Annotated in this window: 19 protein-coding genes and 1 tRNA gene; 9 read left to right on the top strand and 11 right to left on the bottom strand. The window is 65.6% G+C overall.

What is annotated here, in order from left to right; genetic code table 11:
* Positions 1-17 precede the first annotated feature (17 nt).
* Both fadB and POF53_RS15290 read right to left on the bottom strand, forming a co-directional pair.
* Positions 18-2,165 (bottom strand): fatty acid oxidation complex subunit alpha FadB, encoded by a 2,148-nt coding sequence (gene fadB / locus POF53_RS15295; RefSeq protein ID WP_050704828.1) that lies wholly within the window; start codon positions 2,163-2,165, stop codon positions 18-20.
* Between the two features lie 473 nt (positions 2,166-2,638).
* The gene (locus POF53_RS15290; RefSeq protein ID WP_203647461.1) at positions 2,639-3,076 is read right to left on the bottom strand and encodes a hypothetical protein; all 438 of its coding nucleotides are present in this window, start codon (positions 3,074-3,076) and stop codon (positions 2,639-2,641) included.
* A gap of 110 nt (positions 3,077-3,186) precedes the next feature.
* Here POF53_RS15290 and POF53_RS15285 point away from each other — a divergent pair, with 110 nt between their 5' ends.
* On the top strand, positions 3,187-3,630 hold the full coding sequence (locus POF53_RS15285; protein WP_186733471.1) for a universal stress protein: 444 nt from the start codon (positions 3,187-3,189) through the stop codon (positions 3,628-3,630).
* Between the two features lie 82 nt (positions 3,631-3,712).
* Here POF53_RS15285 and POF53_RS15280 read toward each other — a convergent pair whose 3' ends face one another.
* Positions 3,713-5,644: an ATP-binding cassette domain-containing protein gene (locus POF53_RS15280; protein WP_232856042.1), complete on the bottom strand. Its 1,932-nt coding sequence runs from the start codon at positions 5,642-5,644 to the stop codon at positions 3,713-3,715.
* Positions 5,645-5,851: 207 nt separating this feature from the next.
* On the opposite strand from POF53_RS15280, the gene POF53_RS15275 reads away from it, so the two are divergent.
* Positions 5,852-7,780 (top strand): transglycosylase SLT domain-containing protein, encoded by a 1,929-nt coding sequence (locus POF53_RS15275; RefSeq protein WP_232856041.1) that lies wholly within the window; start codon positions 5,852-5,854, stop codon positions 7,778-7,780.
* Between the two features lie 59 nt (positions 7,781-7,839).
* Here POF53_RS15275 and POF53_RS15270 read toward each other — a convergent pair whose 3' ends face one another.
* Together POF53_RS15270 and POF53_RS15265 are read right to left on the bottom strand one after the other, a co-directional pair.
* Complete coding sequence (locus POF53_RS15270; protein WP_232856040.1) at positions 7,840-8,643, bottom strand: MOSC domain-containing protein; 804 nt, start codon at positions 8,641-8,643, stop codon at positions 7,840-7,842.
* Positions 8,644-8,683: 40 nt separating this feature from the next.
* The gene (locus tag POF53_RS15265) at positions 8,684-9,613 is read right to left on the bottom strand and encodes a chemotaxis protein CheV (RefSeq protein WP_050704823.1); all 930 of its coding nucleotides are present in this window, start codon (positions 9,611-9,613) and stop codon (positions 8,684-8,686) included.
* Positions 9,614-9,951: 338 nt separating this feature from the next.
* On the opposite strand from POF53_RS15265, the gene POF53_RS15260 reads away from it, so the two are divergent.
* The 3 genes from POF53_RS15260 (at position 9,952) to POF53_RS15250 (ending at position 12,376) form a co-directional block, all read left to right on the top strand.
* The gene (locus tag POF53_RS15260) at positions 9,952-10,452 is read left to right on the top strand and encodes a histidine kinase (protein ID WP_110738562.1); all 501 of its coding nucleotides are present in this window, start codon (positions 9,952-9,954) and stop codon (positions 10,450-10,452) included.
* Between the two features lie 378 nt (positions 10,453-10,830).
* The gene (locus POF53_RS15255; RefSeq protein WP_110738535.1) at positions 10,831-11,727 is read left to right on the top strand and encodes a sensor histidine kinase; all 897 of its coding nucleotides are present in this window, start codon (positions 10,831-10,833) and stop codon (positions 11,725-11,727) included.
* Positions 11,717-12,376 (top strand): response regulator, encoded by a 660-nt coding sequence (locus POF53_RS15250; protein WP_203647467.1) that lies wholly within the window; start codon positions 11,717-11,719, stop codon positions 12,374-12,376. The genes POF53_RS15255 and POF53_RS15250 overlap by 11 nt, the downstream gene beginning before the upstream one ends.
* Here the strand turns inward: POF53_RS15250 and yegS are convergent.
* The gene (gene yegS / locus POF53_RS15245) at positions 12,360-13,247 is read right to left on the bottom strand and encodes a lipid kinase YegS (RefSeq protein ID WP_203647468.1); all 888 of its coding nucleotides are present in this window, start codon (positions 13,245-13,247) and stop codon (positions 12,360-12,362) included. The genes POF53_RS15250 and yegS overlap by 17 nt on opposite strands.
* 266 nt (positions 13,248-13,513) lie before the next feature.
* On the opposite strand from yegS, the gene POF53_RS15240 reads away from it, so the two are divergent.
* The gene (locus tag POF53_RS15240; protein WP_232856039.1) at positions 13,514-14,971 is read left to right on the top strand and encodes a mannose-1-phosphate guanylyltransferase/mannose-6-phosphate isomerase; all 1,458 of its coding nucleotides are present in this window, start codon (positions 13,514-13,516) and stop codon (positions 14,969-14,971) included.
* 63 nt (positions 14,972-15,034) lie between these two features.
* A complete protein-coding gene (locus tag POF53_RS15235; RefSeq protein WP_110738539.1) occupies positions 15,035-16,270 on the top strand; it encodes a glycosyltransferase family 4 protein in 1,236 nt (411 codons plus the stop codon).
* Here POF53_RS15235 and POF53_RS15230 read toward each other — a convergent pair.
* Both POF53_RS15230 and moaB read right to left on the bottom strand, forming a co-directional pair.
* Positions 16,259-17,446, bottom strand: coding sequence for a molybdopterin molybdotransferase MoeA (locus POF53_RS15230; protein WP_267967195.1), 1,188 nt, complete (start codon positions 17,444-17,446; stop codon positions 16,259-16,261). The genes POF53_RS15235 and POF53_RS15230 overlap by 12 nt on opposite strands.
* 16 nt (positions 17,447-17,462) lie before the next feature.
* Positions 17,463-18,002 (bottom strand): molybdenum cofactor biosynthesis protein B, encoded by a 540-nt coding sequence (moaB, locus tag POF53_RS15225; RefSeq protein ID WP_046856412.1) that lies wholly within the window; start codon positions 18,000-18,002, stop codon positions 17,463-17,465.
* A 170-nt stretch (positions 18,003-18,172) separates the two neighbouring features.
* Between moaB and POF53_RS15220 the strand changes: the two genes are divergently transcribed.
* Positions 18,173-18,394, top strand: a complete 222-nt coding sequence (locus tag POF53_RS15220) for a YgdI/YgdR family lipoprotein (protein ID WP_023632528.1) — start codon at positions 18,173-18,175, stop codon at positions 18,392-18,394.
* 81 nt (positions 18,395-18,475) lie between these two features.
* Positions 18,476-18,552, top strand: a tRNA-Pro gene (locus tag POF53_RS15215).
* Positions 18,553-18,788: 236 nt separating this feature from the next.
* Here POF53_RS15215 and mqo read toward each other — a convergent pair.
* From mqo to POF53_RS15200, 3 genes are all read right to left on the bottom strand, one after another.
* Positions 18,789-20,354 (bottom strand): malate dehydrogenase (quinone), encoded by a 1,566-nt coding sequence (mqo, locus tag POF53_RS15210; protein ID WP_203647470.1) that lies wholly within the window; start codon positions 20,352-20,354, stop codon positions 18,789-18,791.
* 396 nt (positions 20,355-20,750) lie between these two features.
* Complete coding sequence (locus POF53_RS15205) at positions 20,751-22,346, bottom strand: methyl-accepting chemotaxis protein (RefSeq protein WP_498968345.1); 1,596 nt, start codon at positions 22,344-22,346, stop codon at positions 20,751-20,753.
* A gap of 219 nt (positions 22,347-22,565) precedes the next feature.
* Positions 22,566-24,329 carry an ABC transporter transmembrane domain-containing protein gene (locus tag POF53_RS15200; RefSeq protein WP_232856036.1) on the bottom strand — a complete coding sequence of 588 codons (1,764 nt, stop codon included), beginning with the start codon at positions 24,327-24,329 and terminating at the stop codon, positions 22,566-22,568.
* Positions 24,330-24,415 lie beyond the last annotated feature (86 nt).

Below are 24,415 nucleotides of genomic sequence, written 5' to 3'. Positions count from 1 at the left end.
TCTAGCTCGTTGGGCGCTCAGTTGAAGAAGCGCTGGCCGTTCTTGGCCATTTCGCGCAGCTTCGCAGTGGGGTGGTACAGCGGCCCCAGGTCGGCGTACTTGTCGGCCAGTGCGACGAACTCGGCGACCCCGATCGAATCGATGTAGCGCAGCGCGCCACCACGGAAGGGAGGGAAACCGATGCCGTAGACCAGGCCCATGTCGGCTTCGGCGGCAGTCTCGACGATGCCGTCTTCCAGGCAACGCACGGTCTCCAGGCACAGTGGCACCATCATCCAGTTGATGATGTCCTCGTCGCTGACTTCACGCTGTTCGAAGATGACCGGCTTGAGCACGTCGAGCACGCTGGCGTCGGCGACCTTCTTCGGCTTGCCGCGCTTGTCGGTCTCGTAGGCATAGAAGCCCTTGCCGTTCTTCTGGCCCAGGCGGTTGGCCTCGTAGAGGGCGTCGACGGCGGAGCGACGGTCGTCCTTCATGCGGTCCGGGAAGCCTTCGGCCATCACGTCGCGGCCGTGGTGGCCGGTGTCGATGCCGACCACGTCCATCAGGTAGGCCGGGCCCATTGGCCAGCCGAACTTTTCCATGACCTTGTCGATGCGCACGAAGTCGACGCCGGCGCTGACCAGCTTGGCGAAGCCGCCGAAGTACGGGAACAGCACGCGGTTGACCAGGAAGCCCGGGCAGTCGTTGACCACGATCGGGTTCTTGCCCATCTTCTTGGCGTAGGCCACGGTGGTGGCGACAGCCACTTCACTGGACTTCTCGCCGCGGATGACTTCGACCAGCGGCATCATGTGCACCGGATTGAAGAAGTGCATGCCGACGAAGTTTTCCGGACGCTTGAGTGCCTTGGCCAGCAAGTTGATGGAGATGGTCGAGGTGTTGGAGGCCAGGATGGCATCTTCCTTCACCTGGCCTTCCACTTCAGCCAGTACCGCTTGCTTGACCTTCGGGTTCTCGACCACGGCCTCGACGACGATGTCGACGTTGGCGAAATCGCCGTAGGACAGGGTCGGGCGAATGGCATTCAGTGCCTCGGCCATCTTCGCCGGGGTCAGGCGACCCTTCTCGACGCGCTTGCCGAGCAGCTTGGAGGCCTCGTTCAGGCCCAGCTGGATGGCTTCCTCGCGGATGTCCTTCATCAGGATCGGCGTGCCCTTGACCGCCGACTGGTAGGCGATGCCGCCACCCATGATGCCGGCGCCGAGCACGGCGGCCTGCTTCACGTCGTGGGCGATCTCGTCGTGGGCCTTGGCCTTGCGCTTGAGCTCCTGGTCGTTCAGGAACAGGCCGATCAGGCTCTCGGCGACCGAGGTCTTGGCCAGCTTGGCGAAGCCTGCGGCTTCGACTTCCAGGGCCTTGTCACGGCCGAAGTTGGCAGCCTTCTGGATGGTCTTGATGGCCTCGACCGGCGCTGGGTAGTTCGGGCCGGCCTGGCCGGCGACGAAGCCCTTGGCGGTCTCGAACGCCATCATCTGTTCGATGGCATTGAGCTTGAGCTTTTCCAGCTTGGGCTGGCGCTTGGCCTTGTGGTCCAGCTCGCCGCTGATGGCGCGCTTGATCAGGTCCAGGGCACCGGCCTGCAACAGCTCGGGGGCGACCACGGCGTCGACGGCGCCGACCTTCAGGGCGTCCTCGGCACGGTTTTCCTTGCCCGAGGCGATCCATTCGATGGCGTTGTCCGAGCCGATCAGGCGCGGCAGGCGCACGGTGCCGCCGAAGCCTGGGTAGATGCCCAGCTTGACTTCCGGCAGGCCGATCTTGGCGCTGCTGGACATGACCCGGTAGTCGGCGGCCAGGCACATCTCCAGGCCGCCACCCAGGGCGATGCCGTTGATGGCGACAACGGTCGGCACCTGCAGGTCTTCGAAGTCATTGAAAATGCGGTTGGCTTCCAGGTTGCCGGCGACCAGTTCGGCCTCGGGCAGCTTGAAGTTGTCGACGAATTCGGTGATGTCGGCGCCGACGATGAACACGTCCTTGCCACTGCTGACGATCACGCCCTTGATCGAGGCATCGCCCTTGATCACGTCCACGGCCTGACGCAGCTCGTTCAGAGTGAGACGGTTGAACTTGTTGACGGACTCACCCTTGAGGTCGAACTTCAGTTCGACGATGCCGCTTTCAAGAGCCTTAACCGTGATGGCTTTACCTTCGTAAATCATCAACTGATCTCCACGATATGGAAGCTGAACAGTACACGTCGAACGCTGGTGCAAGAGCCGGTCTACCGGTCCCTCGCCCCAGGCACACCCGTCGACGCGCTAATCGGGATTCTGTAAGAGCCGTCTGACATACAAACGCTCAATTCATACGCCCGTTTGACTTGGGTGTGCACACATTCTCCGAAATGAACGGCGTTGTCAAATGCTCGCGAACACCGTGAAAACGCGACTTTCCAGTCATCTTCTACCCGCCGGGTACGAAAACTGATGACAGTGATCGCCGACCATTCATGTCAGCGATAGACCATCACCGACCGCGGACGGCGTTTTTTCTAAACGCATCCGCCAACGATGGCTACACTGGGGCTGCATGAAAGTGTTTCCGGCCTGCCTGGCCTTTTTCTGCGCTGCAGAACGCAAAACGGCGCGCAAGAGCATGGTTGCTCCTGCGCGCCGTTTTGCGTTGGCCAGGTTCAGGCGAGGGTATCGAGGGCCTGGGCAATATCCTGCAAAACAGATTTATCGCCCCGCTCGCTCCAGTACAGGGCGATCATGCGCCGGTCGGCCTCGACCTTGTAGACGGTTTCCGGCAGGCGGGCAAAGACCTCGGCCAGGCGCGGGTCCTCGCAGGGCTCGCGCCACTGGTTCCACCACACGCCAGGGGTGATCTGCCAGTAGCACCAGCAGTCTTCGCGGCCCTTGCGCCGCGCCCGGTGGTATTGCGGACAAGGGCTGGGCGGCTCCTTTTCCAGCCAGTGCGGCCACTGCTGCGGCGCCAGCTGCATGGCCAGGCCCATGCGCCGGCCTTCAAGGCGCAGGCTCATCTGCTCACCCTGCTTGCGCGACTGGCGCAGCCAGGCCAGCGGGCTGAGCATCAGCGCAAGGATTGACACCACCAGCCATACCGTCATATCTGTAGACCTTATAAAGCGTTGCAAATGAGCGGGTTATCCAGGATTCACGAACGCCCGGCCCGAAAGCGACCATACTTCTACTATCGCGATTGTCAGGAGTACTGCACATGTCCTATGAACATCTTCTGGTCGCCGTCGACCTGACCGAAGAATGCGACCCGGTGATCAAGCGGGCCAAGACCATCGCCCTGGCCAGTGGCGCCAAGGTGTCCCTGGTGCATATCGTCGAACCCATGGCCATGGCCTTCGGCGGCGACGTGCCGATGGACCTGTCGCAGTTGCAGCAGCAACAGTTCGACCAGGCCAAGGAGCGCATGGAGCGCCTGTTCAACAAGTACCCGGACATCCAGCGAGGTGACTCGCATCTGGTCTATGGCCAACCGCGCCAGGAAATCCATGAACTTGCCAAGAAACAAGCCTGCGACCTGATCGTGGTCGGCAGCCATGGCCGCCATGGCCTGGCGCTGCTGCTGGGCTCCACAGCCAATGACGTGCTGCACGGCGCGCCGTGCGATGTACTGGCGGTGCGCTTGCAGAAGAAGGCCGAGTAAGCCAGTAATCGCGGGGCAAGCCCGCTCCCACAAAGCCCGTCAGACAGGGCTGCGTGGGAGCGGGCTTGGCCCGCGATGCATTTCAGCCTTCCAGCTCGGCCCAGCGCTCCACCAGCACGTCCAGCTCGCCCTGCAGCTTCTCCAGCTTGGCCAGCACCGCAGAGGTTTCATCGATCGGACGCTGGTAGAAGTTCGAGGCGCCGACCTCTTCCTGCACCTCGGCAATCTGCCGCTCCAGCGCATCGATCTGCCCTGGCAACGCCTCCAGCTCGCGCTGCAGCTTGTAGCTGAGCTTCTTCTTGCTGGCATCGGCAGCGGGCGCGGCGACGGCCGCAGGCGCCTGCTCTTCCACCGGCTTGGCCACCACCGCACTGTTGAGTTCGGACTTGCCACTCTTGCTCTCGGTCACGCCCAGCAGCTTCGGCGATCCACCCTGGCGGATCCAGTCCTCGTAGCCGCCCACGTACTCGCGCACACGCCCCTCACCCTCGAACACCAGGGTGCTGGTCACCACGTTGTCGAGGAAGGCCCGGTCGTGGCTGACCATCAGCACCGTGCCCTTGTAGTTGGACAGCACTTCCTCGAGCAGCTCCAGGGTCTCGACGTCGAGGTCGTTGGTCGGTTCGTCCAGCACCAGCAGGTTGGCCGGCTTGCTGAACAGCTTGGCCAGCAGCAGGCGCGCACGCTCGCCACCGGACAACGCCTTGACCGGCGTGCGCGCACGCTGCGGGCTGAACAGGAAGTCGCCGAGGTAGCTCAGGACATGGCGGTTCTGGCCATCGATCTCGATGAAATCGCGGCCTTCGGCCAGGTTGTCGATGACGGTCTTTTCCAGGTCCAGCTGATGGCGCATCTGGTCGAAGTAGGCCACTTCCAGCTTGGTGCCGCGCTCGACCTTGCCACTGGTCGGCTCCAGGTCACCCAGCATCAGCTTGAGCAGGGTGGTCTTGCCGGTACCGTTGGCGCCGAGCAGGCCGATGCGGTCTTCGCGCTGCAGGACCATGGAGAAGTCCTTGACCAGTTTCGGACCATCCTTGTGGGCGAAGCTGACGTCCTCCAGCACCATCACCTGCTTGCCGGACTTGTCCGCCACCTCGATAAGGATGTTCGCCTTGCCCTGGCGCTCACGGCGCTCGCCGCGCTCCACGCGCAATGCCTTCAACGCACGCACACGGCCTTCGTTGCGGGTACGCCGGGCCTTGATGCCCTGGCGGATCCACACTTCTTCCTGGGCCAGGCGCTTGTCGAACAGCGCATTGGCGGTGGCCTCGGCGGCAAGCTCGGCCTCCTTGTGCACCAGGAAGCTGGCGTAGTCGCCGTTCCAGTCGATCAGCCCGCCACGGTCCAGTTCAAGGATGCGCGTGGCCAGGTTCTGCAGGAAGGAACGGTCGTGGGTGATGAACAGCACCGCGCCGTTGAAGCCGTTCAGGGCATCTTCCAGCCAGGCGATGGCACCGATATCCAGGTGGTTGGTCGGCTCGTCGAGCAGCAGCAGGTCGGGCTCGGACACCAGCGCCTGGGCCAGCAACACGCGACGGCGCCAGCCGCCGGAGAGCTCGGCCAGGGTCTTGTCGGCCGGCAGTTGCAGGCGGCTCAGGGTGCTTTCCACCACTTGTTGCAGGCGCCAGCCGTCGCGGGCCTCCAACTCGTGCTGGACGTGCATGAGCTTTTCCAGGTCCTCGTCGCCGTGGATGTTCTGGCTCAGGTGGTGGTACTCGGCCAGCAGCTCGCCCACGCCATCCAGGCCCGCGGCCACCACGTCAAAGACGCTGCGCTCGTCGGCCACCGGCAGTTCCTGTGGCAGTTCGCCGATCTTCAGCCCTGGCGCGCGCCAGATATCACCGTCGTCGGGCTTCTGCTCGCCCTTGACCAGGCGCAGCATGCTCGACTTGCCCGTGCCGTTGCGGCCGATGATGCACACCCGCTCGCCACGGGCGATCTGCCAGGACACTTTGTCCAACAGCGGCATGGCGCCGAAGGCGAGGGACACATCGCTGAATTTGAGCAGGGTCATGATCATCTCCAAAAACCGGGCGCGCATTCTACCTGACTTGACCCTTCACGGCATCAAAAGCCCATCGCCGGCAGCAGGGCGTCGGATAACAACTCGATACAAGCACAGTGCTTTCACCGGCCACCGGCAAACGGCTAAGCTAGGCAGTAATACCCAACAGTGCTGGCTCCGCCGTCACTTTCCATGGTTCTACTGCCCGGACGTATCATGCGCAGCCGCCTGTTACAAATTGCTTCCTGCCTGCTGCTCACCGCCACCGCCGCGAGCGCCGCACAGGCCATCGACATTTCCCAGCAGCGTCAGTACTACGACGAGGCCAAGCGCGCCCTGGCCAAGGGCGACAAGGGCCCTTACCTGCGTTACGCGCAGGCGCTGCGCGACTATCCGCTCACGCCCTACCTCACCTACGACGAGCTGACCGCCCGCCTGAAGAGCGCCAGCAACGAGGAGATCGAGGGCTTCCTCAAGGCCCACGGCGACCTGCCCCAGGCCAACTGGATGAAACTGCGCTGGTTGCGCTGGCTGGCCGAGCGCGGCGAGTGGAACACCTTCACCCGCTACTACGACCCCAAGCTCAATTTCACCGAACTGGACTGCCTCAACGGCCAGTACCAGCTCTCCCATGGCCTGCGCGCCGAAGGCTTCGCCACCGCCGACAAGCTGTGGAACGTCGGCAAGTCGCAGCCCACCGCCTGCGATACCCTGTTTTCCATGTGGGCGGCCGAAGGCCAGCTGACCGAGGCCAAGCGCTGGCAGCGCGCCAAGCTGGCGGCCCAGGCACGCAACTACGGCCTGGCCAGCAGCCTGGTCAAGACCCTCACCACCCTCGGCCCCCAGGGCAAGCTGCTGATCGACGTGGCGCAGAAGCCCGAGCTGCTCAACCAGCCGTCGCGCTTCACCCCGGTCAACGAGGCCATGTCCGACGTGGTCAGCCTCGGCTTGCGCCGTCTGGCCCGCCAGGACCCCGAGCAGGCCATGGCGCTGCTCGACGACTACGCCCAGCGCATGCACTTCTCCCGTGACGAGAAAGTCGCCATCGCCCGCGAGATCGGCCTGACCCTGGCCCGGCGCTACGACCCGCGCGCCCTCGACCTGATGACCCGCTACGACCCCGAGCTGCGCGACAACACCGTCAGCGAATGGCGCCTGCGCCTGCTGCTGCGCCTGGGCCGCTGGGAGGACGCCTACGAGCTGACCAAACGCCTGCCCCAGGACCTGGCCAGCAGCAACCGCTGGAAGTACTGGCAGGCGCGCAGCCTGGAGCTGGCCCAGCCGAACAACCCGCAGGTCCCGCTGCTGTACAAGACCGTCGCCCGCGAGCGCGACTTCTATGGTTTCCTCGCCGCCGACCGGGCGCAGACGCCCTACCAGTTGAACAACAAGCCGCTGGCGCTCAGCCAGGCGGTGATCAACAAGGTCCGCAATACCCCGGGCGTGCGTCGCGCCCTGGAGTTCCATGCCCGCGGCCAGATCGTCGAGGGACGCCGCGAGTGGTACCACGTCAGCCGTCACTTCAACCGTGACGAGATGGTCGCCCAGGCCCGCCTGGCCTATGACATGCGCTGGTACTTCCCGGCCATCCGCACCATCAGCCAGGCCCAGTACTGGGACGACCTGGACATCCGCTTCCCCATGGCCCACCGCGACACCCTGGTGCGCGAAGCCAAGGTCCGCGGCCTGCATTCGAGCTGGGTATTCGCCATTACCCGCCAGGAAAGCGCCTTCATGGAGGACGCCCGCTCCAGCGTCGGCGCCAGCGGCCTGATGCAGCTGATGCCGGGCACGGCCAAGGAGACCGCACGCAAGTTCAGTATCCCGCTGGCCTCGCCGGCCCAGGTATTCAACCCGGACAAGAACATCCAGCTCGGCGCCGCCTACCTGAGCCAGGTGCACGGCCAGTTCAACGGCAACCGCGTGCTGGCCTCGGCCGCCTACAACGCCGGCCCCGGGCGCGTGCGCCAGTGGCTCAAGGGCGCCAAGCACCTGAGCTTCGATGTGTGGGTCGAGTCGATTCCGTTCGACGAGACGCGCCAGTACGTGCAGAACGTGCTGTCGTATTCGGTCATCTACGGGCAGAAGCTCAATTCACCGCAGCCGCTGGTGGATTGGCATGAGCGGTATTTCGACGATATGTGATCGGGACGCCATCAGCCCGCGCCCACGCAACGTGGGAGCGGGCATGCCCCGCGATGGCTCTATTCGAGGACCTCGACGTCCATCCCCACCTTAAGCTCCCCCTCGCCATCCACCGCCAGGTTCTGGCCAAACAGCACATCCCCTTCCTTCTCACGGAACGTCTTGAGCGTGGTCAACGGCTCACGGTCCGGGCTGCGCTCGCCCGTGGCGGGATCGAGGGTGGTGAGGATGCAGCGCACGCTCGGCTTGAGCACGCGAAAGGTCATGTCGCCGATACGGATACGCTTCCAGCGGTCCTCGGCAAAGGCTTCGGCCCCCTCGACCACCAGGTTCGGGCGAAAACGCAGCATCTCCATGGGGCGCCCGACCCGACGGCTCAGCTCATCCAGCGAGGCCTGACCGATCAGTAGCAATGGAAAACCATCGGGAAAGGCTGCCCGGTCACTGTTCAGGCCGTAGCCGCTGGGCAGGTAGCGGGCCCGCTGCTCGGGGCAGTACACCAGCCTTACTGGCTTGCCCAGCAGCTCGCTGAGCCAGGCCGCGGCGGCATCGCCGGCATCGGGCACGCGCAAGGTATCGCGCCAGATGGTGACGCCGCGCAGGGCGTCGTCGGCAGGCGGCACGGGCACCTCCAAGGGTGCCCGCCCCGGCGCCTGGAGCAGCAGTTGGCCCTGCTCGCCATAATCGGCGCCAACCTGCCCCAGCCGGGGCCAGGCCCGCTGGGTCAGGAAGCGGCCATTCTCCTCCTCCACCACCAACCAGCGGCGGTCACCGTCCAGGCCCAGATTGCCGACCGCGGACGCTTGCAGGCCCTGGGCCCGCCCCGATTTCACCGGGTATCGATACAACGCACTCAGAAACATCCCTGCTCACCTGGTTTCCATGGAAAAACCAAGCTTACACCTAGGCGTGATCCATGTTCAGACGCTGACGCACCACATCCACCAGGCGGTCGGGCTGGAACTTGGACAGGAAGTTGTCGCAGCCGACCTTCTTGACCATCGATTCGTTGAAGCTGCCCGACAGCGAGGTGTGCAGCACCACGTAGAGGCCGCGCAGGCGCGGGTCGTTGCGAATCTCGGTGGTCAGCCGGTAACCATCCATCTCGGGCATTTCGGCATCGGTGAAGATCATCAGCAGCTTCTCGCAGACATTCTCCCCGGCGTCGGCCCAGCCCTTGAGCAGGCGCAGGGCCTTGAGGCCGTCACTGGCCACGTGCAGCTTCACCCCCAGTTGCGACAGGGTGTCGCGCAACTGCGCCAGGGCCACGCTGGAGTCGTCCACCAGCAGCACTTCGCGGCCACGCGCACGGGCCAGCACCGGATCTTCCAGCTTGTCGCGGGACACCTTGGCGCTGTACGGCACGATCTCGGCCAGCACCTTCTCCACGTCGATGACCTCAACCAGCTTCTCGTCGACCTTGGTGATCGCCGTGAGGTAGTGCTGGCGACCGGCGCTGGCCGGTGGCGGCATGATGGCTTCCCAGTTCATGTTGACGATACGATCAACGCCGCCCACCAGGAATGCCTGCACCGAGCGGTTGTACTCGGTGACGATGATGGTGCTGTCCGGCCCAGGCTGCAGCGGGCGCATGCCGATCGCCTGGGACAGGTCGATCACCGGCAGCGTCTGGCCACGCAGGTTGACCACGCCGCAGACGAAGGAGTGGCGCTGTGGCATGAGGGTCAGCTTGGGCAGTTGCAGCACCTCCTGGACCTTGAACACGTTGATGGCGAACAACTGTCGGCCGGCCAGGCGGAACATGAGGATTTCCAGGCGGTTCTCACCCACCAGTTGCGTGCGTTGGTCTACCGTGTCGAGAATGCCAGCCATTGGAAAGCCCCCAGGCTTGAGTCGGGAAAAGTGGATGCATCCCCCTGTATCGGCGGATGCGCGCGCAGCTTGACCCCTGATGGAAAAAGCCGCGCCGGGTGATTGATATCACTTTACCATCATGCTTTACTGCTGCCACATCCCGCCGCGTCCGTCGCTCGCAACGAACGACCCACCTGAATCCTCATCAGGGAATCCCCTAGTAGCAATCGGGTGCAACCTGATGTTCGCAATATCCATTAGCCATTAATGTGACGCCATTCTCACTGCATGAACGGAGTCAGGCTTTTGCGAGCGATCATCTTGGTACGGCCAATCCCTGACCACGGGGCGCCATGATGGATAGCACACCACTGCACAACGCCGCCGTGGCGGCCTTTCTGCAGGACGCACAGGTCCTGCTGGCCCGATCCCAGGAATGCCTGCAGCACCTGGAACTGATCGCCAACGACCCGGACGCCTGCCACAGTCTCACCACGGCACTTGATACCCTGGCCCGCCGTGCCGACGCGCTCGGCCTGCTCGAGGTCGCCCACTATGCGTTCGCCTTGCAAAAGCTGCTCGCGCCCACCTGTGCCCAGCAGCACCTGCACGGCAGCAGCCTGCCCGCACTGGACGCCTGCCTGACCCTGCTCGACTGGCAACTGGAGCTGCTGGACCCGCAGACCGGCCAGCTAGGCATGGACACCGACGAACAACGGCTGCTGCTGGGCGAACTGGCCACCTCCCTGGGCCAGCCGTCCACGCAGCTGTGCGCGGACTGCCAGCAGACAGGGGTGTACTGCGCCCACCCTCATACGGCAAGCACCGGCATCGACTCGCCCGACCGGCAACATTAAATGCAGCCAACTGAGTCACAACTAAGGTCGGCTCAGGATGAAACTTGCAAAGTTGGACAAGTTTTTCCAAATGTTTTTGCGAAGCGGGATTATTAGTTGCCCTGCGCGCACTGGAAACATCATTTAATAATGGCACTCTGCTAGCCAAGCCCTCGACCGCCAGGCCCGCCACAGCCCGGAAAATACGAGGTTTCAAGCAGTTATCCCCCCGCGACCAAATTCAATCAAAGTGATAATATGCGCCCACTCGAACATGCGCGCCCAGGTTATCGGGCGATTGGATCCGCATTCCGCACTTGATTGCAAGCGGGGCGGTAAAACCCCTGGTCAGACGTGTGCAATGCCCCTAACCGCTATAATTCAGTGGCTTCCCTATCTATGCTCCCACGCTTGAAGTTTCTCCAGCGTTGCCGTTCCAGCGTTGCCCTGCTGCGCTGGACGACAGCACTGCTGTGCGTTGCATCGCTGGCGGCGAACCTGGTGGTATACCTGAGCACCCAGCCCCTGTCGGCCAGCCTGCTGCTGCTGCAACTGCTTGCTATGCTCGGCGTCGGCTGGCACCTGCGCCACTGGGCGCGTTCGATCAGCCTGCGCCCGGCGGAACTGGCCACGCGCATGCTCAAGGTGCAGGAGAGCGAGCGCCAGCGCCTGAGCCGCGAGCTGCACGACGATATCGGCCAGCTGCTGACCGCCGCCAAGCTGCAGGTCGACTGGCTGCAACGCCGGGTACCGGCCGAGCTGCAGGAGCACTGCAGCACCCTGCGCAGCACCCTGGACCTGACCCTGAGCAACGTGCGCGACGTTTCCACCATTCTCAACCCGCGCCAGCTGGCCAGCCTGGGCCTGGAGGCGAGCCTGCGCGCGCATCTGCTGCGCACCCTGGAAAACACCGAGGTGCACTGGAGCCTGGAATGCAAGCAGCGCCTGGGCGGCATCAGCGAAGAGGTGGCCATGGCCGCCTTCCGCATCACCCAGGAGGCGGTCACCAACATGTTGCGCCATGCCGGTGCCCGCAACCTGGTGGTTCGCCTGCAACGCACCTCGGCCGGCCTTGCCCTGTCAATCCACGACGACGGCGGCGGCTTCGTGCCGGCCCAGTCCCCCGCGGATTACGGCCAGCGCGGCATGGCCGGCATGCAGGAGCGGGTGACCGCCCTGCGAGGCAGCCTGACCATCACCAGCCAGCCCGGCCAAGGCACCCAGATCGAAGCCCTCTTTCCATGGCCACCCCGCAGCCAAGAACGCGCCAGGACCCCTGCCCCCGATGACCTGTAGATTACTGCTGGTGGACGACCACTCCCTGATTCGCGCAGGCGTCAGGGCACTGGTATCGGACATCCCCGGTTACACCGTGATCGGCGAGGCCGACGACGGCAGCCAGCTTCTGGACCACGTCCTGCGCCTGGCGCCGGACATCGTCCTGCTGGACATTTCCATGCGTTCGACCAGCGGTCTCGACGCGCTCACGCAATTGCGCGCAAACGGTTGCACCTGCAAGGTCCTGATCCTGTCGATGCACACCGACCCGGAAATGATCATGCGCGCCCTGGAAAGCGGCGCCCACGGCTACCTGCTCAAGGACACCACGGCCACCGAGCTGGAACAGGCGCTCACCGCGCTGCGCAACGACGAACGCTACCTCAGCCCGGCCATCGCCCACACCGTCATCAACCAGGCCCTGCTACGCGCGCAGAACGGCCGCCAGCCGAGCAGCGAAGGTCATAACCTGACGGGGCGTCAGCTGGAGATCCTGCGCCTGATCGTGCGCGGCAAGTCGACCCGGGAGATCGCCGCCGGCCTGGGCCTGTCGATCAAGACCGTGGAGACCCACCGCTCGCAGATCATGAAGCGCCTGCAGATCTACGACGTGGCAGGGCTGGTGCTGTTCGCCGTGCGCGAGAAGATCATCAGCCTGGACGACTGAGCAGCGGCGAGTCCGTCGGCAGGTGCACGCGCAACGCTCGTGGCATGGCCTCGAAGCGCAGGCTGGCGGCCTGCAGCGGCTCGCCGTCGAGGTTCATGTCCAGCCCCTGGGCGCCCTTGATTTCCACCCATGGCAACCGCGCACGGACGAACAGCCCGTCGCCGGCCAACAGGTCGCGCAGGGCGCCGGCCATCTCCTGTGGCGCAGGCAGGATGCCGATGTCCAACAGGCCGTCGTCCACCGTCGCCTCCGGGCACAGCACGTGCCCGCCGCCGGCCTGGCGGCCGTTGCCGATGCCCAGCGCCAGCAACTCGCCCTGCCACTGGAAACCGGGGCCCTGCAGTTCCACCGAGGCGGCCTGCAGTTCGCTGAAGCGTGACAGGCCGGTGAACAGGTAGGCCGCCGCGCCGAGCACTTTCTTCAGGTCTTCCGAGGTGTTGGCCGTGACCTGACTGCCGAAGCCGCCGGTGGCCATGTTCAGGAACAACTGGTCACCCACCCGCCCCAGGTCGATCGGCCGCGCCGGCACCTCCAGCAGGTCAAGAGCCGCCTGCGGCTCGAGGGGCACGCCGGCCGCCCTGGCGAAGTCGTTGGCGGTGCCCAGCGGCAACAGGGCCAGGCTGACCTGGGTCGCGGCCAGACCCATCGCTTCGGCCACGTCACGCAAGGTGCCGTCACCACCACCGGCCACCACCTGGCCATAGCCTGCGGCCAGGGCCTCGCCGACCAGGCGCTGGGCGTCGCCGCCCTCCCAGGTCAGCCGCACGTCCAGGGTCCAGCCCCGCTCGCGCAGCTGGCCCACCGCGGCTCGCACCTCGTCGTTGCCGGCCTGTTTGCCATGCAGGATCAACAGTGCCTTGCGCTCGCTCATGCCGTTCTCCCCGAATAGAAATGCCCTACCGCAATCTCGACCACTGCGACGAGCAGATTGCTCCCGGCGACGCCGAAAAACCGCCGCCTCACACAAATACCATTGAAAGCCGGCCGCCACAGGTGCATCATCTGACAAATATTTGGCCATCACGGACGAAGCCGACTCGAAAAGTCATTTTATTGACTTTGTGCCGCCAGACGCCTGACAGGTCGTGATTTCCTTGCATTGCGCTGCCCCCGGCGCCCTGATTCGAGGCTGTGACTATGAGCGTTCTGATTCCCTGCATCATCGCTGGCGGCGCCGGTACCCGATTGTGGCCGGTCTCCCGCGAGGCCATGCCCAAGCCCTTCATGCGCCTGCCCGATGGCATGAGCCTGCTGCAGAAGACCTTCAGCCGCGCCAGCAGCCTGCCCGGCGTCGAACGGGTGCTCACGGTGACCAACCGCGAAGTGGTGTTCCGTACCCAGGACGAGTATCGCCAGGTCAGTACCCAGCGTATCGCCCTCGACTTCATCCTCGAACCTTTCGGCCGCAACACCGCCCCCGCGATCGCCGCCGCGGCGCTGCACTGCGCCCGCCTGCATGGCGAGGACAGCCTGCTGCTGGTGCTGCCCGCCGACCACCTGATCCAGGACCAGGGCGCCTTCGAGGCGGCCGTCCAGCGGGCCATGGCCCTGGCCGGAAAAGGTTGGCTGACCACCTTCGGCCTGCTGCCGACCCGCGCCGAAACCGGCTTCGGCTACATCGAACAAGGAGAGGTACTGGGTAACGACGGCTATCGGGTGGCCCGCTTCGTCGAAAAGCCCGACGCCGACACCGCCCAGGCCTACCTGGACGGAGGCCGGCACCTGTGGAACGCCGGCATGTTCTGCCTGCGCGCGGGCACCGTGCTGCAGGAGCTGCAGGCCCATGCCCCCGAGGTGCTGCACACCGTGACCCACTGCCTGGCGCAGAGCCTGTTCAAGGAGGGGACGTGCGGCCAGCAGGTGGAACTCGACGCCGACAGTTTCGCGCAGGCCCCCGACATCTCCATCGACTACGCACTCATGGAGCCCTCCACCCAGGTGGCCGTGGTGCCCTGCGCCATCGGCTGGAGTGATATCGGCAGTTGGGAAGCGGTGCGCGAGCTGCGCCCGGCCGACAGCCAGGGCAATCATTGCAACGGCGAAACCGTGCTGCATGACGTGAGCAACTGCTACATCGACTCGCCGCGTCGGCTGGTGGGCGCGGTGGGCCTGGACAACCTGATCGTCATCGACACCCCCGACGCCCTGCTGATCGCCGATGCCGCGCGCAGCCAGGAGGTCAAGGTGATCGCCCAGCAACTCAAGCGCCAGGGCCACGACGCCTACCGCCTGCACCGCACCGTGACCCGCCCCTGGGGCCTGTACACCGTGCTCGAGGAAGGGCCACGGTTCAAGATCAAGCGCATCATGGTCCGCCCCGGCGAATCGCTGTCGCTGCAGATGCACCATCACCGCAGCGAGCACTGGATCGTGGTCAGCGGCATGGCCTGCGTGACCAACGGTGAAGAGGAGTTTCTGCTCGACACCAACGAGTCGACCTTCATCAAGCCCGGACGCAGCCACCGCCTGACCAACCCCGGCGTCATCGACCTGGTGATGATCGAGGTGCAGAGCGGCGAATACCTGGGCGAAGACGACATCGTACGCTTTACTGATATCTATGGACGCGCCCCGGCAGCAGCAGCACCTGCTTGACTGCCAGAGGGCGCGTTTTGCCATCCAGGGCCGACACCCGGCCAACCGCGAGGATTCGGGCTCATGCGCATACTCTGGACCCTGCCCTACCTGCCCTGGCCCACCACCAGCGGCAGCAAGACCCGGCAATACCACCTGCTGCGCGCCCTGGCGCAGCATGGCCACCGGATCACCTTGCTGGTGCAGTCCAAGGTACCCTTGAGCGACGCGGCGCGCGAGGCCCTGGAGCCGCTGGTGGAGCGCCTGGTGGTGCTGCCCCGGCGCGCGCTGCACAGCCCGCTGAACCTGCTGGCCTCGCCCATCATCGACTACCCCATGCGGGCCATCATCAATGGCCTGGCGCCCTGCCTGAGGCACCGCTTCGAGCAGTTGCTGGACGAACCCTGGGACGTGATCCAGATCGAGCACAGCTACAGTTTCCAGCCGTTCGAGAAGGCCTTGCAGGCCCGTGGCCTGCCCTACATGCTCAGCGAGCACTACCTGGAATCGGTGATGGGCGCCGCCTGCCACGACCGCTTGCCCCTGTGGCTACGGCCGCTGAACGCCTTCGACCGCTGGCGCTACCGGCGCTGGGAGCAGCGAGTGCTGCGCCAGCCCACCGAGGTGGTGGCGGTCAGCGCCCATGATGCCGAGCTTATCGGCCAGATCAGCGGGCGCCCAGTGAACGTGGTGGTCAATGGCGTGGACTGCGACCACTACCAGGAGGTTCGCCCCACGCCGCACAGCCAGCGTCTGCTGTTCGTCGGCAATTTCGAGTACGGCGCCAACCTGGAGGCCATCGAATGGGCGCTGGAAGAGATCCTGCCTCAGGTGTGGATGAGCAATCCGGCGGTGCGCCTGGCCATTGCCGGCCACGCCCTGCCGGCCAGCTGGAAGCTGCACTGGAACGACCCGCGTATCGAGTGGGTGGGCTATCGCCCCGATCTGCGCGAGCTGCAACGGCGCTCGGCACTGTTCTTCGCGCCGCTGCGCCACGCCGGCGGCTCCAAGGTGAAGATCCTCGAAGCCATGGCCGCCGGGTTGCCGGTGATCACCACCAGCAAGGGCGCCTCGGGCCTGGCCATGAACAACGGCGAGCACTACCTGGGCAGCGACGACAGCGGCCAGCTGGCGCTGCTGGTCACCCAGTTGCTCAACCAACCATGGCGCATGTGCCAGCTCAGCGAGGCCGGGCGCCAGTTCGCCCGCCAGCGTCATGACTGGAGCGTCGCCGCCCAGCAGCTGGAGAACGTGCACATGCGCCTGACCCAGCTGGCGCCGGCCGGCGCCGCAGCCGCCGGCGGCGTGCTAGCCAAGTAGCTCGCTGAACGGAATGAACGTCACCGCATCGCCCTGTTGCGGCGTCGTGCCTTCGAGCACTTCCACCACGCCATCGGCCCATGCCGCGCTGCGCAGCACGCCGGAGCTCTGGTTCTTGTAGATGCGCACGCGACCGTCCTCGATGCGTGCCCGCAGGTACTCGCGGCGCGTTCCGGCCTTGGGCCAGTCGAAACCCGCCGGCACGCTGAAGCGCAGCGGCGCGACATGGGCCACGCCCATTCGACGCAGCAGGTAGGGCCGGGTCAGCAGGCCGAAGGTGACCAGGGTCGAGGCCGGATTGCCCGGCAGGCCGATCACCGGCACCCCCTGGTAATGGCCGAAGGTCAGCGGCTTGCCCGGCTTGATCGCCAGCTTCCACAGCGCCAGCTCGCCCGCCTCTCGCAGGGCCAGGCCGAGGAAATCGGCCTCGCCCACCGACACGCCTCCGGTGGACAGGATCAGGTCGACATCGCCCAGCCCGCCCAGGCACTGGCGGGTGCGCTCGAGATCGTCCGGGAGGATGCCGGCGTCGACCACCGTGCAGCCCAGGCGTTGCAGCCAGCTGACCAGCAGGCGTCGGTTGCTGTTGTAGATCTGCCCGGGGCCCAGGGCCAGGCCCGGCTCGACCAGTTCGTCGCCGGTCGACAGCACCGCCACCCGGGGCCGACGCCGCACTTCGAGCGTGCCGAAACCCAGGGTCGCGGCCAGCCCGAGCTGGATCGGGCCCAGCCGCGTGCCGGCGCTCATCACCTGTTCGCCGACACGGGTTTCCTGGCCCTTGGGGCGAACGTTCTGCGCCAGCGCCAGCGGTTCGAGGAAACGCACCCGACCATCCTCGAGCACCTCGGTGTTTTCCTGCATCTCGACGCAATCGGCACCTTCCGGCAGCGGCGCGCCGGTGAAGATCCGTGCGCAGGTGCCAGGTTCCAGGGGCTGTGGTGCATGCCCGGCGAAGATGCGCTGGGTCACCCGCAGCGGTTCGCCCTGACAGTCGGCCAGGCGCAGCGCGTAGCCGTCCATGGCGCTGTTGGGCCACGGCGGCAGGTCGAGGCCAGCCACCAGCTCATGGGCCAGGACCCGCCCTTCGGCCTCGGCCAGCGGTACCTGTTCGGTCTCGGCGATGGGCGCCGTGTCGGCCAGCGCCAGCAGGCGCTCCAGGGCCTCTTCCACCGGCATCAAGGGCCGGGCCACCTCAGCCACGGCTGTCACAGGCCGCCGCCTGCTTCAGGTGCGGCACGAAATTGCACGGCCGATGACGGGCGTCCAGCTGCTCGGCAAGGATGCCGTCCCAACCGGTGCGCACGGCGTTGGTCGAGCCCGGCAGGCAGCAGACCAGGGTGCCGTTGGCAAGCCCGGCCAGGGCGCGGGACTGCACGGTGGAGGTGCCGATATCGGCCACCGAGATCTGCCGGAACAGCTCGCCGAAGCCCTCGACCTGCTTGTCCAGCAGGCACGCCACGGCTTCCGGGGTACTGTCGCGGCCGGTGAAACCGGTGCCGCCGGTGATCAGCACCACCTGCACCTGGTCGTCGGCGATCCAGGTCGCGACCTGGGCGCGGATCTTGTACAGGTCGTCCTTGAGCAGCACCCGCTCGGCCAAGCGGTGGCCGGCGGCGCTCAGGCGATCGACGAACAGCTGGCCGGAGGTGTCGGTGTCAAAGGTGCGGGTGTCGCTGACCGTCAGCACGGCGATGTTCAGCGCAACGAAAGGGGTATCTGCCTTGGCTTTCATGGGAGTCCGTCGCAGGGTAACTGGGAATGTGCGCTGTTATATCACAGGCCGCCCGCGGCGTTGTTCTTGGTCAATGCCGCCGCGATGGCGCTATGCTGCACTGTGCAAGGAACTTGCGTGGACGCCCTGCGTCTTAATGACATCTAGCACCATCGCACTGGAGAAACACGATGATCCAACGGACCCTTCCCGCCTTCCTGCTTGCCCTGGGCCTGGGCGCCCTCGCCGGCTGCGCCTCGCCAACCGTCATCACCCTGAACGACGGCCGCGAGATCCAGGCGGTGGACACCCCATCCTATGACGACGATTCCGGTTTCTACGAATTCGAGCAGCTCGACGGCAAGCGCACGCGCATCAACAAGGACCAGATCCGCACCGTCAAGGAGCTGTGATCCAGTCCCGCTTTTTAGCGCAACTCCTTTTTGCAACAAGGGGTTGCGTTGAAAAAAGCGATGCAGTAGCATTTTGGACATCGGAGTGTAGCGCAGCCAGGTAGCGCGTCTCGTTCGGGACGAGAAGGCCGCAGGTTCGAATCCTGTCTCTCCGACCATATCCCGCAAAAAACCCGCTTCGAGCGGGTTTTTTGTTGCCTGCGAAAAGGCCAGGTGGCGCCCTGCATCAGGCAACACTGGGCCCTGTAGGAGCGGCCTTGTGCCGCGAAAGGGCTGCACAGCAGCCCCGGGATTTCAGCGTTGTTGCAAAGATCGCCAGGGCCGCTTTGCGGCCCTTTCGCGGCGCAAGGCCGCTCCTACAGGCTGGCGCCGCTCCCACGCTCAGCTCACACGGTTACTCCGGCAACACCGGCACGTACAGCAGTTGCAGGCGCGCACTGCTCCACTCACGGGTCTTGTTGGTCAGCTCGAGGTCGTTGTTCAGCTTCTGGCCGTAGGTCGGCACGATCTCCTTGAGCTTGGCTTGCCACTCGGCACTCTTGATCCGATCCTTGAAGGTCTTCTCCAGCACGCTCAGCATGATCGGCGCGGCGGTCGAGGCGCCGGGCGAAGCGCCTAGCAGCGCGGCAATGCTGCCGTCCTCGGCGGCCACCACTTCGGTACCGAACTGCAGCACGCCACCGTGCTCGGGATCCTTCTTGATCACCTGCACGCGCTGGCCGGCCTGGAGCAGTTTCCAGTCTTCGTTCTTGGCGTTGGGGAAGTACTCGCGCAGGGCCGCCATGCGGTCATCGAAACTGAGCATCAGCTGACCCATCAGGTAGGTGCTCAGGTCAATGTTGTCGATGCCGGCATGCATCATCGGGCTGATGTTGTGGGTGGTCAGCGAGCTGAACATGTCCAGCAGCGAGCCGTGCTTGAGGTACTTGGTGGAGAAGGTCGCGAACGGACCGAACAGCAGCACTTCCTTGCCATCGATCACCCGGGTGTCCAGGTGCGGCACCGACATCGGCGGCGCGCCGACCGAGGCCTTGCCGTACAGCTTGGCCTTGTGGCGGGCAACCAGGTCAGCGTTGTCGGTCATCAGGAACTGGCCACCGACCGGGAAGCCTGCATAGCCTTCAGCTTCCGCAATACCGGACTTCTGCAGCAGCTTTAGCGCGCCGCCACCGGCACCGATGAAGACGAACCTGGCCTTGACCGAAGACGCCTTGCCGCCGTTGGCCAGGTCGGCCACTACCACATTCCAGCTGCCATCGTCGTTGCGCACGATGTCGCGCACTTCATGGCTCAGGTGCAGCTGCACATTGGGATTGCGGGTCATGGAGGCGAACAGCTGGCGGGTGATCTCGCCGAAGTTCACGTCGGTGCCGATGGCCATGCGGGTCGCGGCCACTTTCTGCCCGGGATCACGGCCTTCCATTACCAGCGGCACCCACTTGCGGATCTGCTCGTGGTCCTCGGTGATCTCCATGCCACGGAACAGCGAGCTGTGTTGCAGGGCCTCGACGCGCTTGTGCAGGAAGGCGACGTTGTCGTCACCCCAGACGAAGCTCATGTGCGGCACATTGTTGATGAACGAACGCGGGTTGCTCAGCACGCCCTGCTCGACCTGGTAGGCCCAGAACTGCTTGGACACCTCGAACTGCTCGTTGACGTTGACCGCCTTGCTGATGTCGATGCTGCCGTCCTTGCCGACGCTGGTGTAGTTCAGCTCGCAGAACGCCGAGTGGCCGGTGCCGGCGTTGTTCCAGGCGTTGGAACTTTCCTCGGCGACCTGGTCCATGCGCTCGTAGACGTCGACCTTCCAGTTCGGTTCCAGCTCGGTGAGGTAGGTCCCCAGGCTCGCACTCATGATGCCGCCGCCGATCAGCAGGACATCGACGGACTTCTGTGGCTCCGCGGGCTTGGAGCAGCCGATGACGCTCAGGCACAGGAGCGTCAGCAGGATTTTTTTCATTAGCTCAATCCAATTGAAGTGAAGGACTGGCAGTCGTTGCCCCCGGCGTGCACGCCCGGATGTTGTTGTTCTGGTCAGCAGGAGTCTTGCGAAATCGGGGCACGATCGCCTCGGGCCGTGGCCCGGAGCGCCGTAAAGCAGGGAGTGTGCCAGGTTGGCCTGGGCCAATGGCGCAGTGGGCTTGGCAGGGGCGGGTTGGCGGCAATCCGCCAAATGGATGGGTACTTTGCCTGAGGAATGGCGGTTTTCCCCCGAACGCCTGTAGGAGCGGCCTCGTGCCGCGAAAGGGTTGCGCAGCAGCCCCAGGATATCAGCGCCATGGCGAAAATAGCCGGGGCCGCTTTGCGGCCCGTTCGCGGCACAAGGCCGCTCCTACACAGGGATCGTGCAGGCTTGTCAGGCAGTGAGGCGGGAAGTGACTTCGCCCAACTGGCCCGACAACCCATGCAGGCGCTGCCCGGCTTGCTCGGTGTGCTGCACGGCCTCCTGGTTGGCGGTGGCGATGCGGGTGATCTCGACCAGGTTGCGCGAGATGTCCTCGGCGACGCTGGTCTGTTCCTCTGCGGCGGTGGCGATCTGCCGGTTCATGTCGCGGATCGCTTCAACCGCCGTGGTGATGCGCTGCAGCATCTGCCCGGCCTGCTGCACCTGCTCGGCGCCCTCCTCGCTGCGCTGCTGGCCGCTCTCGATGGCCTTGACCGCCTCCACCGCGCCCGATTGCACCGCCTCGATGATCTGGTGGATCTCGGCGATCGACGCCGCGGTGCGCTGGGCCAGGCTGCGCACCTCGTCGGCCACCACCGCAAAACCACGCCCGGCCTCGCCGGCACGGGCGGCCTCGATGGCGGCGTTGAGCGCCAGCAGGTTGGTCTGCTCGGCGATGCCGCGAATCACTTCGAGCACCTTGCCGATCCGCGTGCTGTCGTGTTCCAGGTGACGGATCACCGTCGCGGTACCGGCGATCTCGCGGTTGACCACGGCAATGGTATCGATGGTCCGCTGCATGACCTGCTCGCCGGCCTGGGCGCTGTGGTCGGCCTCGTCCGCGGCGCGGGCGGCGTCGGCGGCGTGGCGCGCCACTTCCTGGGCGGTGGCCGACATCTCGTGCATGGCCGTGGCGACCTGGTCGGTGCGCTGGAACTGGTCGTGGGTGCCATGGGCCATGTCGCCGGCGATGCTGCGCAGCCGGCCGCTGGCACTTTCCAGCTCCTCGGCGTTGTCCTTGAGGCGGCCGACGGTGTCAGCGAGGAAGTCGCGCAGGGTGTTGGCGGCCAGCGCCAGGCGCCCCAGTTCATCCTCGCGGCGGCTGTCGACGCGGGCGGCGAAACGCCCCTGGCTGAGCTGGGCGACATAGTCGATCAGCTGGCGAATCGGCTCGACCAGGCTGCGATTGACCAGCCACAGGCTGAACAGCCCGACCAGCACGGCCGAGCCCAGCATCACCAGCACGCCCAGCCACACCGTGCGCTCGGCGCTGGCGCTGATGGCGCCGGCACGCCCGTGGGCGTCGGCGCGCAACTGCTCCACCAGCGCGCTCATCTGGTCGCTGGTGGCCCGGTCCACGCCCTTGACCGCCAGGTCGCCCGCCACCGGGTCGCCGCCGGCGGCCAGGAACGCCTGGCGTCCCTGCTCATAGGCCGAGCCCAGCTGCCGGTGGCTGGCCTTGAGCTGCTCCAGGCGCGCCTTGAGCGCCGGCTCACTGCTGTCGATCAATTGCCCCAGCAACTGCTGCACCTGCTGCTCGCGGCTCTGGAACTGCTGCCAGTACTTGTCCAGCTCCGCCGGCTGGCGACCGCGCAGCAGCACGTTCTTCCACTCCTGCACCTGGATCTTGAACTGCAGGTTGGCTTCGTCGATCAGTTGCGAGGCACGCAACGGCCCGTCCACCAGCTCGGCATAGCCGCGCACGCTGGACGACAGGAACTGGAAACACACCAGGGCGATCAGCAGGATCGCCACCAGGCTGCCACCGAGCAGGGAGAGAATTTGCACTCTGAGGGATTTACGCAAGATTGCGGATCTCGGAACAAGGAAGAGGGAAAACGGCGCGCGACGGCACCGCCGACGGAGGCATCCTTGTCCTCGTTCGCTGGCCCCAAAAAAGCCGCCATCGGGCGATGGCAGCCAGGGCGAGCACCTGCGCAACCGCCGAGGCAGATAGTCTCAGGCAATTGCTACAGAATTGTTACAAAACAGCGACAACCAAGCCGCTCAGGCCGGGTTGAATTGCAGCGCGGCCAGGCGTGCGTAGAGTGGGCTTTGCTCGATCAATTGTCGATGGCTGCCGACTGCCGCCAGTCGGCCTTTGTCGATCACCGCGATGCGGTCGGCATGCTGCACCGTCGCCAGGCGGTGGGCGATGACCAGCGTGGTGCGCCCGGCCATCAACTGCGGCAACGCCTGCTGGATCAGGTGCTCGCTCTGCGCGTCCAGGGCGCTGGTGGCCTCGTCCAGCAGCAGGATCGGCGCATCCACCAGCAACGCCCGGGCGATCGCCAGGCGCTGGCGCTGGCCGCCGGACAAACCCACGCCGCCTTCACCCAGGAGCGTCTGGTAGCCCTGGGGCAACTGGGCGATGAACTCATGGGCATGGGCGCCGCGCGCCGCCGCCTCGACCTCGGCCAGACTGGCCTCGGGCCGACCGTAGCGGATGTTGGCCTCGACCGTGCCACGGAACAGCGCCGGCTGCTGGGCCACCAGGGCGAACTGGCGACGCAGCTCGGCCGGCTCCAGCCCGGTGATCGGTTGGCCGTCGAGCAGAATCGCGCCGCCCTGCGGGTCGTAGAAGCGCAGCAGCAGGTCGAACAGGGTCGACTTGCCGGCCCCCGACGGCCCGACCAGGGCCACGGTCTCGCCCGGGCGGATGTGCAGGCTCAGGCCATCGATGGCAGCGGCAGTGGGGCGTGACGGGTAGGCGAAGCGCACGTCGCACAGCTGGATGTCACCCGTGGCACGGCCCTGCGCCAGCCCCTGCGGTCGTGCCGGCGCCAGGATAGCCGTCTGCGCCGCCAGCAGCTCGGCGATGCGCTCGGCGGCACCGGCGGCACGCTGCAGTTCGCCGATCACCTCGCTCAGGGTGCCGAAGGCGCTGCCGACGATCAGGCTGTAGAACACGAAGGCGGCCAGCTCGCCGCCGGAGATGCGTCCGGCGATCACGTCCATGCCGCCGACCCAGAGCATCACCCCTACCGCCCCGAGCACCAGCACGATCACCAGGGTGATCAGCCAGGCACGCTGGGCGATGCGCCGGCGCGCCACGCCGAACGCCGCCTCCACGGTCTCGGCGAAGCGCGCCTGGTCATGCCCTTGATGGTTGTAGGCCTGCACCGTCTTGATCTGACCGAGGGTCTCGGCGACATAGCTGCCCACGTCGGCCACCCGGTCCTGGCTCTGCCGCGACAGGCTGCGCACGCGCCGCCCGAACAGCAGGATCGGCGCCAGCACCAGGGGCAAGGCCAGCACCACGATGCTGGTCAGCTTGGGGTTGGTGACGAACAGCAGGATCACCCCGCCCAGCACCATCAGCGCGTTGCGCAGGAACATCGACAGCGACGAACCGATCACCGACTGCAGCAAGGTGGTGTCGGCGGTCAGCCGCGACTGGATTTCCGAGCTGCGGTTGTCCTCGAAAAATCCCGGGTGCAGGCCGATCAGGTGGTCGAATACCGCCCGGCGGATATCGGCCACGCAGCGCTCGCCGATCCACGACACCAGGTAGAAACGGGCAAAGGTCCCCACCGCCAGCGCCACCACCAGCAGCAGGAACAGGCCGATGGTCTGGTTGAGCTGGTGCGCCGAACCGGTCATGAACCCCTGGTCGACCAACAGGCGGATGCCCTGCCCCATGGACAGGGTGATGGCGGCGGTGACCACCAGCGCCAGCAAGGCCAGTAGCGCCTGGCGGCGATAGGGGCGCACGAAATGCCAGCCCAGGTGCAGGGCGCGGCGCTGGCGGGGAGAGATTGGCTCGGGCATGGCGAAAGTCGTTCTTTGCACGGATTAGACCAAGACTACCACTCGTCGGCCCCATGCAACGCCTGGGAATCCGTCGCCGTCCCATG

It is taken from the genome of Mitsuaria sp. RG (assembly GCF_028369275.1).
Classification (GTDB): Bacteria; Pseudomonadota; Gammaproteobacteria; order Pseudomonadales; family Pseudomonadaceae; genus Aquipseudomonas; species Aquipseudomonas peradeniyensis.
Note: the sequence above shows the minus strand (reverse complement) of the source record. Positions and strands in the feature narration are given on the sequence as shown.